Origin of the sequence: Bradyrhizobium sp. SZCCT0231 (genome assembly GCF_018130245.1) — a bacterium.
Taxonomy (GTDB): Bacteria; Pseudomonadota; Alphaproteobacteria; order Rhizobiales; family Xanthobacteraceae; genus Bradyrhizobium; species Bradyrhizobium japonicum_F.
The window spans coordinates 38,532-52,371 of the sequence record NZ_JAFCKP010000007.1 but is presented as its reverse complement, the minus strand read 5'-3'; the positions used below and the strand labels follow the sequence as shown (position 1 = coordinate 52,371).

At 64.4% G+C, this 13,840-nt stretch carries 11 protein-coding genes; 3 read left to right on the top strand and 8 right to left on the bottom strand.

The window, feature by feature from the left end; all coding sequences use genetic code 11:
- Nucleotides 1-65 precede the first annotated feature (65 nt).
- Nucleotides 66-1,277 carry a hypothetical protein gene (locus JQ566_RS18415; RefSeq protein ID WP_212374214.1) on the top strand — a complete coding sequence of 404 codons (1,212 nt, stop codon included), beginning with the start codon at nt 66-68 and terminating at the stop codon, nt 1,275-1,277.
- 125 nt (nt 1,278-1,402) lie between these two features.
- On the opposite strand, the gene JQ566_RS18410 is transcribed toward JQ566_RS18415, so the two are convergent.
- Entirely contained in the window at nt 1,403-1,801 is a 399-nt protein-coding gene (locus JQ566_RS18410) for an META domain-containing protein (protein ID WP_212374212.1), read from the bottom strand.
- 131 nt (nt 1,802-1,932) lie between these two features.
- Complete coding sequence (locus JQ566_RS18405; protein ID WP_212374210.1) at nt 1,933-3,597, bottom strand: L-lactate permease; 1,665 nt, start codon at nt 3,595-3,597, stop codon at nt 1,933-1,935.
- 313 nt (nt 3,598-3,910) lie between these two features.
- Between JQ566_RS18405 and JQ566_RS18400 the strand changes: the two genes are divergently transcribed.
- Entirely contained in the window at nt 3,911-5,668 is a 1,758-nt protein-coding gene (locus tag JQ566_RS18400; RefSeq protein ID WP_212374208.1) for an ABC transporter ATP-binding protein/permease, read from the top strand.
- Between the two features lie 284 nt (nt 5,669-5,952).
- Here JQ566_RS18400 and JQ566_RS18395 read toward each other — a convergent pair whose 3' ends face one another.
- The 5 genes from JQ566_RS18395 to JQ566_RS18375 form a co-directional block, all read right to left on the bottom strand.
- On the bottom strand, nt 5,953-6,963 hold the full coding sequence (locus tag JQ566_RS18395) for a TorF family putative porin (protein WP_212374206.1): 1,011 nt from the start codon (nt 6,961-6,963) through the stop codon (nt 5,953-5,955).
- 402 nt (nt 6,964-7,365) lie between these two features.
- A complete protein-coding gene (locus JQ566_RS18390) occupies nt 7,366-7,740 on the bottom strand; it encodes a histone (RefSeq protein ID WP_212374204.1) in 375 nt (124 codons plus the stop codon).
- Nucleotides 7,741-7,824: 84 nt separating this feature from the next.
- Nucleotides 7,825-9,147 carry a glycolate oxidase subunit GlcF gene (gene glcF / locus JQ566_RS18385; RefSeq protein ID WP_212374202.1) on the bottom strand — a complete coding sequence of 441 codons (1,323 nt, stop codon included), beginning with the start codon at nt 9,145-9,147 and terminating at the stop codon, nt 7,825-7,827.
- Nucleotides 9,148-10,383, bottom strand: coding sequence for an FAD-binding protein (locus JQ566_RS18380; RefSeq protein WP_212374601.1), 1,236 nt, complete (start codon nt 10,381-10,383; stop codon nt 9,148-9,150).
- 52 nt (nt 10,384-10,435) lie between these two features.
- The gene (locus JQ566_RS18375; protein ID WP_212374200.1) at nt 10,436-11,929 is read right to left on the bottom strand and encodes an FAD-linked oxidase C-terminal domain-containing protein; all 1,494 of its coding nucleotides are present in this window, start codon (nt 11,927-11,929) and stop codon (nt 10,436-10,438) included.
- A gap of 229 nt (nt 11,930-12,158) precedes the next feature.
- Between JQ566_RS18375 and cycA the strand changes: the two genes are divergently transcribed.
- Nucleotides 12,159-12,554, top strand: coding sequence for a cytochrome c-550 CycA (gene cycA / locus JQ566_RS18370; RefSeq protein ID WP_212374198.1), 396 nt, complete (start codon nt 12,159-12,161; stop codon nt 12,552-12,554).
- Between the two features lie 116 nt (nt 12,555-12,670).
- On the opposite strand, the gene JQ566_RS18365 is transcribed toward cycA, so the two are convergent.
- Entirely contained in the window at nt 12,671-13,627 is a 957-nt protein-coding gene (locus JQ566_RS18365) for an alpha/beta fold hydrolase (RefSeq protein ID WP_212374196.1), read from the bottom strand.
- Nucleotides 13,628-13,840 lie beyond the last annotated feature (213 nt).

Below are 13,840 nucleotides of genomic sequence, written 5' to 3'. Positions count from 1 at the left end.
GATCCTCTCGGAAAACCGCTTCACACTTTTTTTCGGATCACGCCCGTTGCCCGAGGATGTCATCAATGCGTGCGCTTCTGGTTTGTTCGACAGCCGTTCTGGCGGCCCTGCTCACCGTTTCGCCGCATCCGGCCTCCGCCCAGATGAAGCTGTCGCCGAAGGCGACAGTGCCGGGCGGAACCGAGACGCGCTATTTCACCTCGATCGACGGGCTGATGGACGGCAATGCCGACGTGATCCTGAAGGAGACGCGCCAGGGCAAGACGGTCACCGCGGCGGTGCTCGACGTCTGTTACCCCATCGCGAAAAACTCCGACCGCAAGGACCGCTTCGTCGTCAATCTCCAGGTCGCCGGCCAGACGCTGGCGGGAACGACGCAGAGCATCAGTGAGAAGTCGCCGGTCAGCGTCAAGCTGACGCGCAAACAGTCCGGCGACACGTTCGAATTCCGCGGCCAGATCGCGATCGGCCAGGCGGTGACCGAGGTCACCTCCCCGGACAATTCCGATCTCAGCGAAAGGGAATTTCTGGACAACCAGACCTCCGACGACGGCATCACGCCGCAGCCAAAGGATTTCACCGACGTCTCGCCGGAAGCGATCGCAGTCAAGGTCAAGCTCGACGCGGCGACCGACTTCCTGAAGAGCCTGAAGGGCCAGGAGGTCGAGGTGACGCTGGCGAGCCTCACCGTCGGCTGCGACGCGCTGCGCGCGGGCGAGCAGACCATCAACATGTCGGTCGATCCCGAGCGCGCCGGCGCGCTGCTGTCGAAATTCAAGGCGATGCCCGGCGTCACGGCCGCAGGCTGGACCGCGGGCATGACCGAGATGGACCGCACCATCCGCTTCCCCGCGGCCGACTGGCGCGAGGGCGACAAGATCGGCAAGGGCAAGCTTGCGACGGCGGTGGCGAACGTGCTGAGCAGGACGCTCGCGGCAAAGCCGGTGTCGCAAGACTTCAACCCGGCCACCGGCAAGCTCAAGCTGGTGTTCAAGCGGCCGAACCAGGATTTTCCGGCGCTCGAGCTCACCGACACGATCGAGGTCGCGGGCCTAGTCTCGCCGGACAAGCCGGGCACCACCGACAAGCTCATGCTCTGGATCGGCAGCCCGGCAACCACGACCGCCGACGAGAGCAGCGGCGCCAGGCTCAATCTGTCCGACGATTCGAGCCTGGACGAAGAAGGCGATCTGCCCGACGACAACGGCTCGATCGAGGCGCTCGCCAAGGAGCTGAAGGCCCAGCGCTGGGACGCCGACAAGTCGGTGTGGAAGTAGGCGCAGACACCCACCGCTGTCATCGCCCGGCTTGACCGGGCGATCCAGTACGCCGAGACGGTAGCGATTGAATCGAGAGGCCGCGGCGTACTGGATGCCCCGCCTTCGCGGGGCATGACAGAAACCTAATTCCCCGTCGTGCGAAAGCGCAGCGGCTTGGGACCGATCAGCGTCAGCACGTCGCCCTGGCGCTTCCAGGTCTCGACGCTGCCGAGTGCGGCGACGAGCTCGTCGTCGGCTTGCGCCTTCGAAGGCGGGCAGGAGCGGTCCTGGATCTGGCCGGGGACGAAGATCACGGTGTTGCCGGCAACCGAGAACTGGCCCTTGCCGCCCTTGCACCAGAGCTCCAGCACGACCTCGCCATGGTCGCCGATCTCGATGTTCGGAATCCGCTTCGAGCCTGCTTGCGGCAACGCTTCCAGCGTCATCTCGGTGCCGAAGGGAAACCCCTCCTCGGCACGTGCGAGCGTGGACATCGCGAGCATTGCAACCGCCGCACACACCAATCGCTTGAGCGAAACCATGAGACCTCTCGTCCGACCTGATTTGCCGCACCTTCTATAAGACGACGGCGTCCTTGAGAAGGTTCGCGCAGATGCAGAAATCCCCGCGAGGCGAACCTCGCGGGGATTTGCGTCAAGGCCGATATGGCCCGCTACTTCAGGACCAGCGCCGTGAACGGCCAGACATAGGCCTGCAACGTCACGAGCACGCCGACGAGACAGGCCAGCACGATCGAGTGCCAGAACACGAAGCGCAGGATGGTGCCCTCGTGGCCGTACCAGTTGGTGGCGGTGGAGGCGACCACGATCGACTGTGCGTCGATCATCTTGCCCATCACGCCGCCGGAGGAGTTCGCGGCGCCCATCAGGATCGGCGACAGGCCGAGCTGCTCGGAGGTGATCTTCTGCAGATTGCCGAACAGGATGTTCGACGACGTGTCCGATCCCGTCAGCGCCACGCCCAGCCAGCCGAGCAGCGTGCCGAAGAAGGGATAGAGCACGCCGGTTGCGGCGAAGGCGAGACCGAGCGTCGCGTCGACGCCGGAGAGCCGCGTCAGCGTGCCGATCGCCAGCATCGCCGAGATCGTGATCAGCGAGATCGCGCACAGCCGGATGGTACGGCCATATTCAACGAGCAGCTTGCCGGGGCCGACACCCATCAGGAAGCCGGAGATGATCGCCGCGATCAGCATGCCCGTGCCAGTGAAGGACAGGTAGGTGAAGGCGAACACCGCGCCTTCCGGCGTCGGTTTCGCCGCCACCGGCGGCATCTTGTTGATCATCTTGTCGAGCTCGGGAACCGCGTAGTTGAAGGTGAAGATCGAGTTCGCCCAGGTCTTGAACCAGCCGCTTCCCCACAGCAGCATGACGACGCAGACGATGATCCACGGCAAGAGCGCGCTCCAGAGCTGGGCTTGCGTGAGCGGAGTTTTGTCGAGCGGCTTCGCCGGCGCCATGGTCGCATGCGACGCGTCGTGTCCGCGCAGTTCCGGCGACAGCCACAGCTGCCTCGGGTGCCAGAGCTTCAGAAACAGGATGAGAGCCCCCATCGAGATCAGCGAGGCGCCGATGTCGACGATCCAGGGATTGATGTGGTTCGAGATCACGTATTGCGGGACCGCGAACGACACGCCGGTGACGAGGATCGCCGGCCAGACGTCCTTCATGCCCCTCCAGCCCGCGAACGCCCACACCACCCAGAACGGCACGATCAGCGAGAAGAACGGCAATTGCCGGCCGACCATCGCGCCCAGGGTGTAGGGATCGAGCCCGGTGACCGAGGCAAGGCCCTGGATCGGCGTGCCCAGCGCGCCATAGGCGACCGGCGCGGTGTTTGCGATCAGCGAGAGGCCGGAGGCCGCGAGCGGCGAGAAGCCGAGCCCGATCAGCACCGCGCCCGTGATCGCCACCGGCGTGCCGAAGCCCGAGGCGCCCTCGAAGAACGCGCCGAACGAGAACGCGATCAGCAACAATTGCAGCCGCCGGTCCTCGGTGACGCCGCCGATCGCGCGCTTCAACAGCTCGAAGCGTCCGGTCGATACCGTGACCTGATAGAGGAAGATGACGTTGAGGACGATCCAGCCGATCGGGAAGAAGCCGGTCACGATGCCGAGCAGCGAAGCACGGAACGACATGTTCGGCGGCATGGTGAAGATGAAGATCGTGATCAGATTGGTCACTATCACGGCGATGACGGCCGCGATATGCGCCTGGACGCGGCCGCTCGCGATCAGGACCAGCAGCGTGACGACGGGCACCGCCGCCGCAATCGTCGACAGCACCGGGCTGTGCAGCGGATCATAGATCTGATTCCACATGGTCTTCCTCCCCACGCATGTTTGCGGCAGGCGGCCCGCGTGGAGAGCCGGTCCTGCTTGACGCTGGAAGCGATAACCCCCGAGTTGGACGCGAATTCCTCGCGAATGAGGCGGTTCCCATCCGCTCACAAGCTCGCGAAATCCCTGAGCAGCCCGCCCCGCGCTGTCGAACCCCATGCTAGGGTTGCAAGCTGCGACAAGCCAACGCAAATTGCAGACCTTGCGACTTTAGTCTAGGCGCGCCCATTTCCGCCATTGCCTCAAGTCTTTGGCTCCAGGCATTTGTGCACATCCCCCGAGGAGATCCTGCTCTGTGAAGAACATCAGCGCCACGCTCGCGATCGTCTGGCGAATCGCCATGCCCTACTTCCGATCCGAGGACAAATGGGCCGGCCGCGGCCTGCTCGCCGCCGTGGTCGCGATCGAGTTGGCCCTGGTCGCGATCGATGTGCTCGTGAACCAGTGGTACAGCCGCTTCTACAACGATCTCCAGGAGCGCGATTGGAACGGCTTTGTCTGGGAACTGGGCGTCTTCACCTTGCTCGCGAGTACCAGCGTGGCGTTGTCCGTCTACCAGCTCTATCTCAATCAATGGCTCCAGATACGCTGGCGACAATGGCTGACGCATCACTACCTCGGTGAATGGCTCAATAGCGCCACTCACTACCGGATGCAGCTGAAGGGCGATGCCGCCGACAACCCCGACCAGCGTATCACCGACGACGTAAAGACCTTCGTCGAGCAGACGCTCAATATCGGCATCGGGCTGCTCTCCTCGATCGTAACGCTGTTCTCATTCGTGATCATCCTGTGGGGACTCTCGAATGCGGCCCCTCTGCATGTCTCCGGCATCGACTTTCCGATTCCCGGCTACCTGGTGTGGGCCGCGCTGGTTTACGCGATCTTCGGTACGGCGCTGACGCACTGGATCGGTGCTCCCCTGGTCAATCTCAACTTCGAGCAGCAGCGCTACGAGGCCGACTTCCGCTTCAATTTGGTCCGCGTGCGCGAGAATTCCGAACAGATCGCACTGTTGAAGGGCGAAGGCGCTGAGCGCGGACGCCTGCTGCACCGCTTTGGTTTCGTGATCGGCAACTGGTACGCGATCATGAGCAGGACCAAGCGTCTGACCGCCTTCACGTCGAGCTATGCCCAAGCCGCCGTGATCTTCCCCTTCATACTCACTGCGCCTGCGTATTTTGCGGGTAAGATTCAGCTGGGAGGAATGGTGCAGACCGCGTCCGCGTTCGGCAGCGTGCAAAAAGCCCTGTCCTTCTTCGTGACCGCCTATCGCTCGCTCGCCGAATGGCGTGCGGTGGTCGCCCGTCTCGACGGCTTCGAGATGGCAGTCGGCTCGGCCAGCAACATCGCGGCGCATGAGCCAACCATCGGCATCGCATCGTCCGGCGACAGCAAGGCGGTTGCGCTCGAACAATTGCTGGTGAAGCTGCCCAACGGCAGGCCGCTGGTCGCGACCGATGCCTTCGCGATCCACCCATCGGAGCGGGTGCTGGTGACCGGGCCGTCCGGCTCCGGCAAGTCGACCCTGTTTCGCGCCATCGCCGGCATTTGGCCGTTCGGCACCGGCAAGATCGCCATTCCCGAACAGTCCAGGCTGATGATGCTGCCGCAGCGTCCCTATTTTCCCATCGGCCCACTTGGCGACGCCGTGATCTATCCAGCCGAGCGGAGCACGGTCACATCCGAGAGGATCAGGGACGCCCTGAGCGCCGTCGGGCTGCCCGATCTCGCCGAGCGGCTCGAGGAGGACGGCCACTGGAACCGGATACTGTCGCTCGGCGAGCAGCAGCGCCTGGGGCTTGCGCGCGCGCTGCTGCATGCGCCGGACTATCTGTTCCTCGACGAGGCGACTGCCTCGCTGGACGAGCCGTCGGAGGCCCGGCTGTACCGGCTCCTGGCGGAGAAGCTGCCGCAGGCCACCATCGTCTCGATCGGCCACCGCTCGACGCTCGACGCCTTCCACACGCGCAAGGTGACATTGGTGAAGGATGGTGCGATCCACGTTGTCGGCGGCGAGCGGGCTGTAGCGGAGCCGAGCGCGGCACGTTGAGGCGCAAGGGGGGCGGCGCCCGCCTCCTCTCATGTCCCGGACAAGCCGCAACGCCCTTCAGCGTTGAGGCGCAGAGCCGGGACCCAGGTGTCGTACTCCAGAAGGATGGGCCCCGGCTCTGCAGCGTACCGCTGCACCGGACGATGCTTCGCATCGCCGGGGAAGCGCTGCGCTGCGTCCGGGGCCCGAGAACGAGACGCGGTTCAAATCCTTCTGACCAGCCCCCAAAGCAAAAGGGCGGCAGATCGCTCTGCCGCCCTCGTCAAGTCGTCTCAGTTAGAAACTTACTTCAGATTGCTCATCGCCGTCAGGTCGAACGAGAGCTTGGCGACGCCGGCCGCGCTGCACCAGTTGGAGCCGAAGCCACCCGGGTTGATGGCGGTGAAGCTGCCGTCGAACTTCGCGGTGTAGTCGCTGGTGAAGGCGTTGCAGTCGCCCTTCTTCAGGTCGGTGTCGTAGTAGCGCAGGTCGAGCGTGAACACCTTGTAGGTGAAGCCGACGCCGACGTTCCAGGTGTTGTAGCTCGGCTCCTTGATGCCGTTCGCGTACACCGGATCTCCCGCGATGCCGTAGAAGATGTCGGAGGTGCCGAGCCACTGGCGGCCGAACTCACCCGACACATACATGCCGACGCCGCTGGCGCCGAAGGTCGTGCTCGGCGCGGTCCACTTGGCGGTGATCGAGGCGTAGTTGCCCCAGGCGCCGAGGTTTAGGAAGTTCGGCGAGTAGTACTCGTTGAATCCGACCGACCACTGGTCGTTGATGGCGATGTTCAGCTTGGCATAGGCTTCGAAGAAGCTCGCGTCCTTCTTGGCGAAATTGCCGTTGATGGGAAGGCCGATGGCGCCCTGGGAGTAGTCGGTGTCGGTGCCGCAATTGCCCTGGGCGAGGGTGCCCTGCGAACCGAAGCAGCTTCCGCCCGGATAGAGGTAACCCCAGACACCGAAGTCGAAGGCGAACATGCCGAAGGTCGGGCGGATACCGCCGTAGATGTCGACTTCGGCCGCAGCGCGGTTCGGGAACGAGATGCTCGCGGCAGCCGCACCGATGTAGAGCTGGAGGTCCTTGTTGACGTTGTAGCGCGGCTCGAAATAGGCCGTGACCGACGGGTTGTGGTTGGACTGGGTGATACCGCGGAAGATGTAATCGCTCATGATGCCGGCGCCGAAGGCGACATCCCACGGATCGAAGGCCGGCGGCGGCGGGGCCTTCAGCGCCTTCACGCGCAAGTCTGCCGCGAAAGCCGAACCCGTCACCATTGCCAGCGCCGTTGCCAACAAAGCTACTTTTTTCATTTCGATCCCCATCACCAGTTCTTACCCAGTCGGATCCCGGAAGCCCCCCGGGGCGAACGACCCGTGTGCAAAATTGCGTTACTGCGACAATCTGGATTGAGGGACGTGGGCCGTGAAGCAAAAAGCGCGGGCATCTGCCGACTTTTTAGGCGTTTTGACGAATTCACGAAAGGTTGTCGGCCTGTGTGGCTTCTCGATCACATTATTTGCATTCCAAAGTGCACAGAAGGCCCCGTGCAAGTCCGGGGATCGTCGGGCAGCGTGATACCGGGGCCACGAATCAGACCGCCGCCGGGAACTGTGCGACTAAAGCCGCTTGCGACGATGCAAAAAGGCCGCAGCGCCTGGCGCCGCGGCCCTTCTGTTTGCAGATCCTTCCAAGGGAGACGAGCGGCTGGGGGCCTACCCCTGTCCCTCGGCCGGTGCCGATTCCGCAGAAGACGAAGGCATCGCCCAGCTCGTCTCGGCGGCAGGCTCGGGAGCCGGAGCCTCCACCGGTGCTGACGGCTTCGGAGCAGGCGCTGCCTTCGCCTTCTTCGGTGCCGCTTTCTTCGCGGCCTTCTTGGGAGCGGACTTCTTGGCCGACTTTGCCGCAGCCTTCTTGGCGGCTTTCTTCGGGGCTGCCTTCCTGGCAGATTTCTTTGCTGCTTTCTTTGCAGCTTTCTTGGCAGACTTCTTCGCGGACTTCTTGGCTGCCTTCTTCGCGGTCTTCTTCGCTGCTACAACCTTTTTGGCCTTTTTGGCCTTCTTGCTTTTCTTCTTCTTCGCTTTCGCCATCGTGGTCCTCCTGTTGCCGCCGAACAATGGTCGATCAGGCGTCGCTCCGCCGTCACCTCCGAACGAAAGCTCAGCCTTTGAAGCTCAAGCCTGTGCGTTCAATGCCGGCCGCGACCCGCCCGTAGCCCAATCGAGAAGCTCAATCGTGTGTACGACCGGAACTGACGTGCCACTGGCAATCTGCACCATGCAGCCGATATTGCCCGCGGCAATCATGTCCGGCTTGACGCTCGCGATGTTGGCGACCTTGCGATCGCGCAACCGACCCGCAAGCTCGGGCTGGAGAATGTTGTAGGTCCCCGCCGAGCCGCAACACAAATGGCTCTCGGGCACATCTTTCACCACGAATCCATTCTTGGAAAGCAATTCTTTCGGAAGGCCTGTGATTTTCTGCCCGTGCTGCAACGAACACGCGGAGTGATAGGCGACGACGATGTTGTCCTGTCTCGTCGTTGTCGCGAGTCCGAGGCCGGCGATGTATTCGGTGATGTCCTTGGCGAGCGCCGACACCTTCGCCGCATCGGCGGCGAACGCGGTGTCCTCGCGCAGCAGATGGCCATAGTCCTTGATGACCGTACCGCAGCCGGAGGTCGTCACCAGGATGGCGTCGAGCCCCTCGCCGGCCGCTTCCTTCCCCCACGCCGCGACGTTGGCGCGAGCGCGCGCCAACGCATCCCGGTCGTTGCCGAGGTGATGGGTCAGCGCGCCACAGCACTGCTCGTCCCGGACCAGGACGACCTCGATGCCATGGCGGGTGAGGAGACTGATGGCGGCCTGGTTGATGCGCGGCGCCAGCACCTGCTGGGCGCAGCCCTGGAGCAGCGCCACACGTCCGCGCTTCTTGCCGAGCGCCGCGAACACGCTGCCCGCGGCGGGCCCTGCCGGCGGCAGCCGGTTCGGCGCCAGCGCCAGCATCGCCTTGATGCGCTGGATCAGGCCGGGCGTGGCCGAGGGCCGCGGCGTCGGCAGGAACACGGCGAGCGGACGGGCCAGCCGCGCCAGCACCATGCTCAAGCGAAAACGCCGCGGGTCCGGCAGGACGAAGGCCAGAACCTGGCGCAGCAGCCGCTCGGCCAGCGGCCGCTGATAGCGCTGCTCGATCCGGACCCGGGCCTGGTCGACGAGGTGCATGTAGTTCACGCCCGAGGGGCAGGTCGTCATGCAGGCGAGGCACGACAGGCAGCGGTCGATATGCTTGACCACCTCGGCCGTCGGCGCCTGGTCCTTCTCCAGCATCTCCTTGATCAGGTAGATGCGGCCACGCGGGCTATCGAGCTCGTCGCCGAGCAGCACATAGGTCGGACAGGTTGCGGTGCAGAAGCCGCAATGAACGCAGGCGCGCAGGATCTTGTCGGCTTCCGCGAGGTCGGGGTCGGCGAGCTGCGCGAGTGAGAATTCGGTCTTCATTCAGCAAGCGCTCCGCGTGAGCCGCCCCCGGTTGAGTATGGTCTTCGGATCGAAGCTGGCGCGCACCCGCTCGCTCAGCGCGGCAATGCCCGGCGCCTGTGGATGGAACACATCGACATCGCGCCTGACCTCCTCGGCCGCCCGGATCAGCGTGGCGTGCCCACCGACCGCGTTAGTCCGCTCGCGCACAGCCGGGGCATGCGCGTCCGGCTTCGGCGGCAACGCCGCCCAGATCAGCCCGCCGCCCCAATCGTAGATCAAATCGCCCCCGGTCTCGCGCGCCAATTGGGTGCCGAGTGCCGCGCCTGAGGCGGGCGGACAGACGATCCGCCACACCGGCCAAGCACCGAGCCCGCCGCTGGCCGCAAACGGCAGCACATCACGGATCGCGGCCCACAGCGCCGCAGATGCCATATCCTCGATCAGCGTCGCGGTTCCAAACGGCGCCAGCAATTCGCGCAGCGAGCCGGCGCGGTGCGCGGCAGATGCGGTGATGCCCTCGAGCCGCAGTGCGGTCAGCGCCTCGCCCTGGCCCACGACGTCGCCCAGCCCGTCGGCCTTGGCCCGGAATGCCGATTTCGGCAGATGCGCCGCAGCGGAGACGTCGAAGGGCGAGCCCAGTGCCGCAGTCATCGCCTTGTTGGCGGCGGCATCCTCTAACCCGCGCAGCAGCAGCGTCCGCTCGGCCTCCGGCTTCGGCATCACCTTGAGCGTGACCTCGGTCATCACCGACAGCGTGCCCCAGGACCCCGCCAAGAGCTTGCAGAGGTCGTAGCCGGTGACGTTCTTCACCACCTTGCCGCCGGTCTTGAAGCTGTCGCCGAAGCCGGAGACGGCATGCGCGCCGAGCAGGTGATCGCGCGCCCCGCCGGCCCGGATGCGCCGCGGCCCAGCGAGCCCGGCCGCGATCATGCCGCCAATGGTCCCGAGCGCCGGCGTACCGAGCAGCGGGGCGGTGTTGACAGGCTCGAAGGCGAATTGCTGGTTCTTGGCATCGATCAGCGCCAGCACGTCGGCGAGCGGTGCCCCGGCCTGGAGGGTGATGATGAGTTCGTTCGGCTCGTAGGCGGTGACGGCATTGAGCGCGGAGACGTCGAGCACGGCGTTGGTCGCCATGGCGTGGCCGATGCTGCGCTTGGAGCCATGACCGATGATCTCGAGCGGCTGCTCGTTCGCAATCGCCGCGCGCACCACCTCTTCGACGTCTTTGGCGTCTCTGACCTTGAGCGTATCCACGACTGAGCCGGTATCGAAGTTCACAAGGGAAAGCAATTCGTTCATCGCGGATCTAGAACCGCGGCAAATCCGGAAACGCGAGCTTGCCGGCATGGACGTGCATACGTCCGAGCTCGGCGCAGCGGTGCAGGGTCGGAAATACTTTTCCGGGATTGAGCAGGCCCTGCGCGTCGAAGGCACATTTCAGGCGCTGCTGCTGGTTGAGGTCGATCTCGCTGAACATGTCGCCCATCAGATCGCGCTTCTCGATGCCGACGCCGTGCTCGCCGGTGAGCACGCCGCCGAACTCGACGCAGGCGCGCAGGATGTCGGCGCCGAAGGCTTCGGCGCGCTCGATCTCGCCGGGCTTGTTGGCATCGTAGAGGATCAGCGGATGCAGATTGCCGTCGCCGGCGTGGAACACGTTGGCGCAGCCGAGCTGGTATTTTTCCGAGAGCTCGCGGATGCGGGCGAGCGCCTTCGGCAGCGCTCCGCGCGGAATCGTGCCGTCCATGCAGAGATAGTCGGGCGAGATGCGGCCCACGGCCGGAAACGCGGCCTTGCGGCCGGCCCAGAACAGGTTGCGCTCGGCCTCCGAGGTCGAGATCTGGCAGGTGGTCGAGCCGCAGGCATTGGCGATGGCATCGACGCGCGTGATCAGCTCGTCAACCTCGATCTTGGGACCGTCGAGCTCGATGATGAGCAGCGCCTCGACGTCGAGCGGATAGCCGGCATGGACGAAGGCCTCAGCGGCGTGGATCGCGGGCTTGTCCATCATCTCCATGCCTCCAGGGATGATGCCGGCGCCGATGATGCGCGCCACGCATTCGCCGGCCGCCTCGACCTCAGCAAAGCCCACCATCAGCGCGCGCGCCGTCTCCGGCTTTTGCAGGATACGCACCGTGATCTCGGTGATGACGCCGAGCAGGCCTTCCGAGCCGGTGATGACGCCCATCAAATCGTAGCCCGCGTTCTCGCACCCCTTGCCGCCGATGCGCAGGATCTCGCCGCTCATCAGCACGATCTCGCAGCCGAGCACGTTGTTGGTGGTCATGCCGTATTTGAGGCAATGCACCCCGCCGGAATTTTCCGCCACGTTGCCGCCGATCGAGCAGGCGATCTGCGAGGACGGATCGGGCGCGTAATAGAAGCCGGCATGCGCGACCGCCTGGCTGATCGCGAGATTGGTGACGCCGGGCTCGGTGACGACGACGCGGTTGTCGAAATCGATCTCGCGGATGCGCTTGAACTTGCCGAGGCCGAGCAGCACGCCGTCCTCGAGCGGCAGCGCGCCGCCGGACAGCGAGGTGCCGGAGCCGCGCGGCACCACCTTGATTCCTTGCGCCGCACAATATTTCAGGACGAGCGAGACCTGCTCGGTCGTATCGGGCAGCACTACCACCATCGGCGGCTGCCGATAGGCGGTCAGCCCGTCGGATTCATAGGCCCGCATCTCGGCGAGGCTGTCGATCACGCCCTCGCCAGGCACGATGGCGCGCAAGGCGGCGACGATTTCGCTGCGACGCGCCAGCACGGCCTGGTCGCTTGCGGGCATCATGATGGCCATTTTAAGAAGCCTTCGTCCGACGGATGGAATTGTCTCGGCAAATCAATCATGTCTTGCCGTCTTTGGGTAGGTCCTCCGAAGGTCGCATTGCATTGTTGCAGCGCAAATTCTCTCTGGGGCAAGTCTGCTATCAGGAAACCTGTCAAAGTTTCGCGGCTTGTCCACTTGCAGCGGACCTGCCAAAACCACGACCCTCCATCTGACCCGGGAAGAGACGAAGAGAACACTTATGACAAAACTGACTTTTGGCGCACTGACGATCCTCACCGTGATTGCCACCGCACCCGCCGCGATGGCGCAGGATGTCGCGGCCGGCAAGACGTCGTTCAACAAGTGCCTGGCCTGCCACGCGATCGGCGAAGGCGCCAAGAACAAGGTCGGCCCCGAGCTCAACGGCCTCAACGGCCGCAAGTCGGGCACGGTTGAGGGCTATAGCTACTCGGACGCGAACAAGAATTCCGGCATCACCTGGGACGAGGCAGTGTTCAAGGAATACATCAAGGACCCCAAGGCCAAGATCCCCGGCACCAAGATGGCGTTCGCCGGCATCAAGAACGAGACCGAGATCAACAATCTCTGGGCCTTCATTGCCCAATACGACAAGGATGGGAAGACCAAGCAGTAAGCGCGCCAAAGGCGGCCGCTGGAGCTTCGGTCTGAAAGAATCAGAACCGCAGCTCCAGCATCTTGCTTGACGCGTCTTCTCCACGCGAGCCGGTATCCACCTCGCTCGAAAACGCCTTAATCGGCGGCCGCTTGCGCCGGGACAATCCTCCCGATCATCGCCTCGATCTCCGCCTTCACGAGATCCGGCACCGCGTTCTGCACCATGTGGCCGAGATCGGGCAGCACGATCAGCTTTGCATTCGACACCGCCGCGGCGAACGGTCGCGCGTGGATGCTGGTTCTCACCGTCTTGTCGGGCTCGCCGGCGATGATCGTGACCGGCGCCGTGATCTCGCCATAGCGCGCGACTTGCGCGGCGACCGACTCTTTCAGCGTCACCAGATCATAGGCATTGGCGATGAACTCGCGCGGGCGCAGCAAGAGCGGCGTCGCCGAGTCCTGCACGAAACCATCCGGCATCGTCTGCGGCAGGAACACGTTGCGCGCGCCGGATTCAGCGAGGACATAGCCGAGCGGCAGCGTGATGGTATAGGCGAGCAGCGGACCGATCACGGGCGTTGCGATGATCTCGTTGTAGTGGCCGACACCGCCGCGCCAGGGATGCGTGACGGGGGCGAGCATCACGAGACCGGCGACGCGGTGCGGGTGATCGAGCGCGATCCGCGCGCCGAGGGCGCCGCTCCAGGAATGCACCACGAAGACCGCACGATCGATCCCGAGCTCATGAAGCGCCTCGTCGATCATCCGCGCCTGGATCTGCGGCGTCGAATCTTGCCGCCGCCCGCGCGTGCTCCAGCCATGGCCGGGCCGGTCGATCAGAATCACGCGACGGTCCCCGGCTAGGATGTCACCGAGCGGCCGGCGCATCGCTTCGAGATTGGAGCTCGCGCCGTGCAGCATCACGATCGGAGGCCCCGAATCGCGTGGGCCGATATCGACGACATGAAGCGTCGCGCCATCGACCTCGATCATCCGGCCCTGCGGTGGAAAGGCACGTTGCACGGCGACGATTCCCGCCTGGGTGACCAGCGCCAGCAGCACCAGCGCCGTCACGACTGACATCACGATCATGGGGAGAATCCGGGTGATCCTGGGCACTGGGCAGTTACGGGTCTGATTGGCGGCAGTTTCGCCGCCGGCTTCCTGCGCTTCCACCGAAAATGCCGGGGCTGTGGATATGTGCACAATTTCAGAACAAAAAAGCTCAATGGAATCAATACCGATCCGAGAGCGCACGCAAGCCCCGCACAGCTTCATGCGGTCGTCATCGCGGCTTCCATATAA

Coding starts and splice junctions, on each gene's coding strand:
- JQ566_RS18395 (WP_212374206.1), bottom strand. CDS start 6,963: ATGAAAAAAGTAGCTTTGTTGGCAACGGCGCTGGCAATGGTGACGGGT.
- cycA (WP_212374198.1), top strand. CDS start 12,159: ATGACAAAACTGACTTTTGGCGCACTGACGATCCTCACCGTGATTGCC.
- JQ566_RS18415 (WP_212374214.1), top strand. CDS start 66: ATGCGTGCGCTTCTGGTTTGTTCGACAGCCGTTCTGGCGGCCCTGCTC.
- JQ566_RS18390 (WP_212374204.1), bottom strand. CDS start 7,740: ATGGCGAAAGCGAAGAAGAAGAAAAGCAAGAAGGCCAAAAAGGCCAAA.
- JQ566_RS18365 (WP_212374196.1), bottom strand. CDS start 13,627: ATGATCGTGATGTCAGTCGTGACGGCGCTGGTGCTGCTGGCGCTGGTC.
- JQ566_RS18375 (WP_212374200.1), bottom strand. CDS start 11,929: ATGGCCATCATGATGCCCGCAAGCGACCAGGCCGTGCTGGCGCGTCGC.
- JQ566_RS18410 (WP_212374212.1), bottom strand. CDS start 1,801: ATGGTTTCGCTCAAGCGATTGGTGTGTGCGGCGGTTGCAATGCTCGCG.
- glcF (WP_212374202.1), bottom strand. CDS start 9,147: ATGAAGACCGAATTCTCACTCGCGCAGCTCGCCGACCCCGACCTCGCG.
- JQ566_RS18405 (WP_212374210.1), bottom strand. CDS start 3,597: ATGTGGAATCAGATCTATGATCCGCTGCACAGCCCGGTGCTGTCGACG.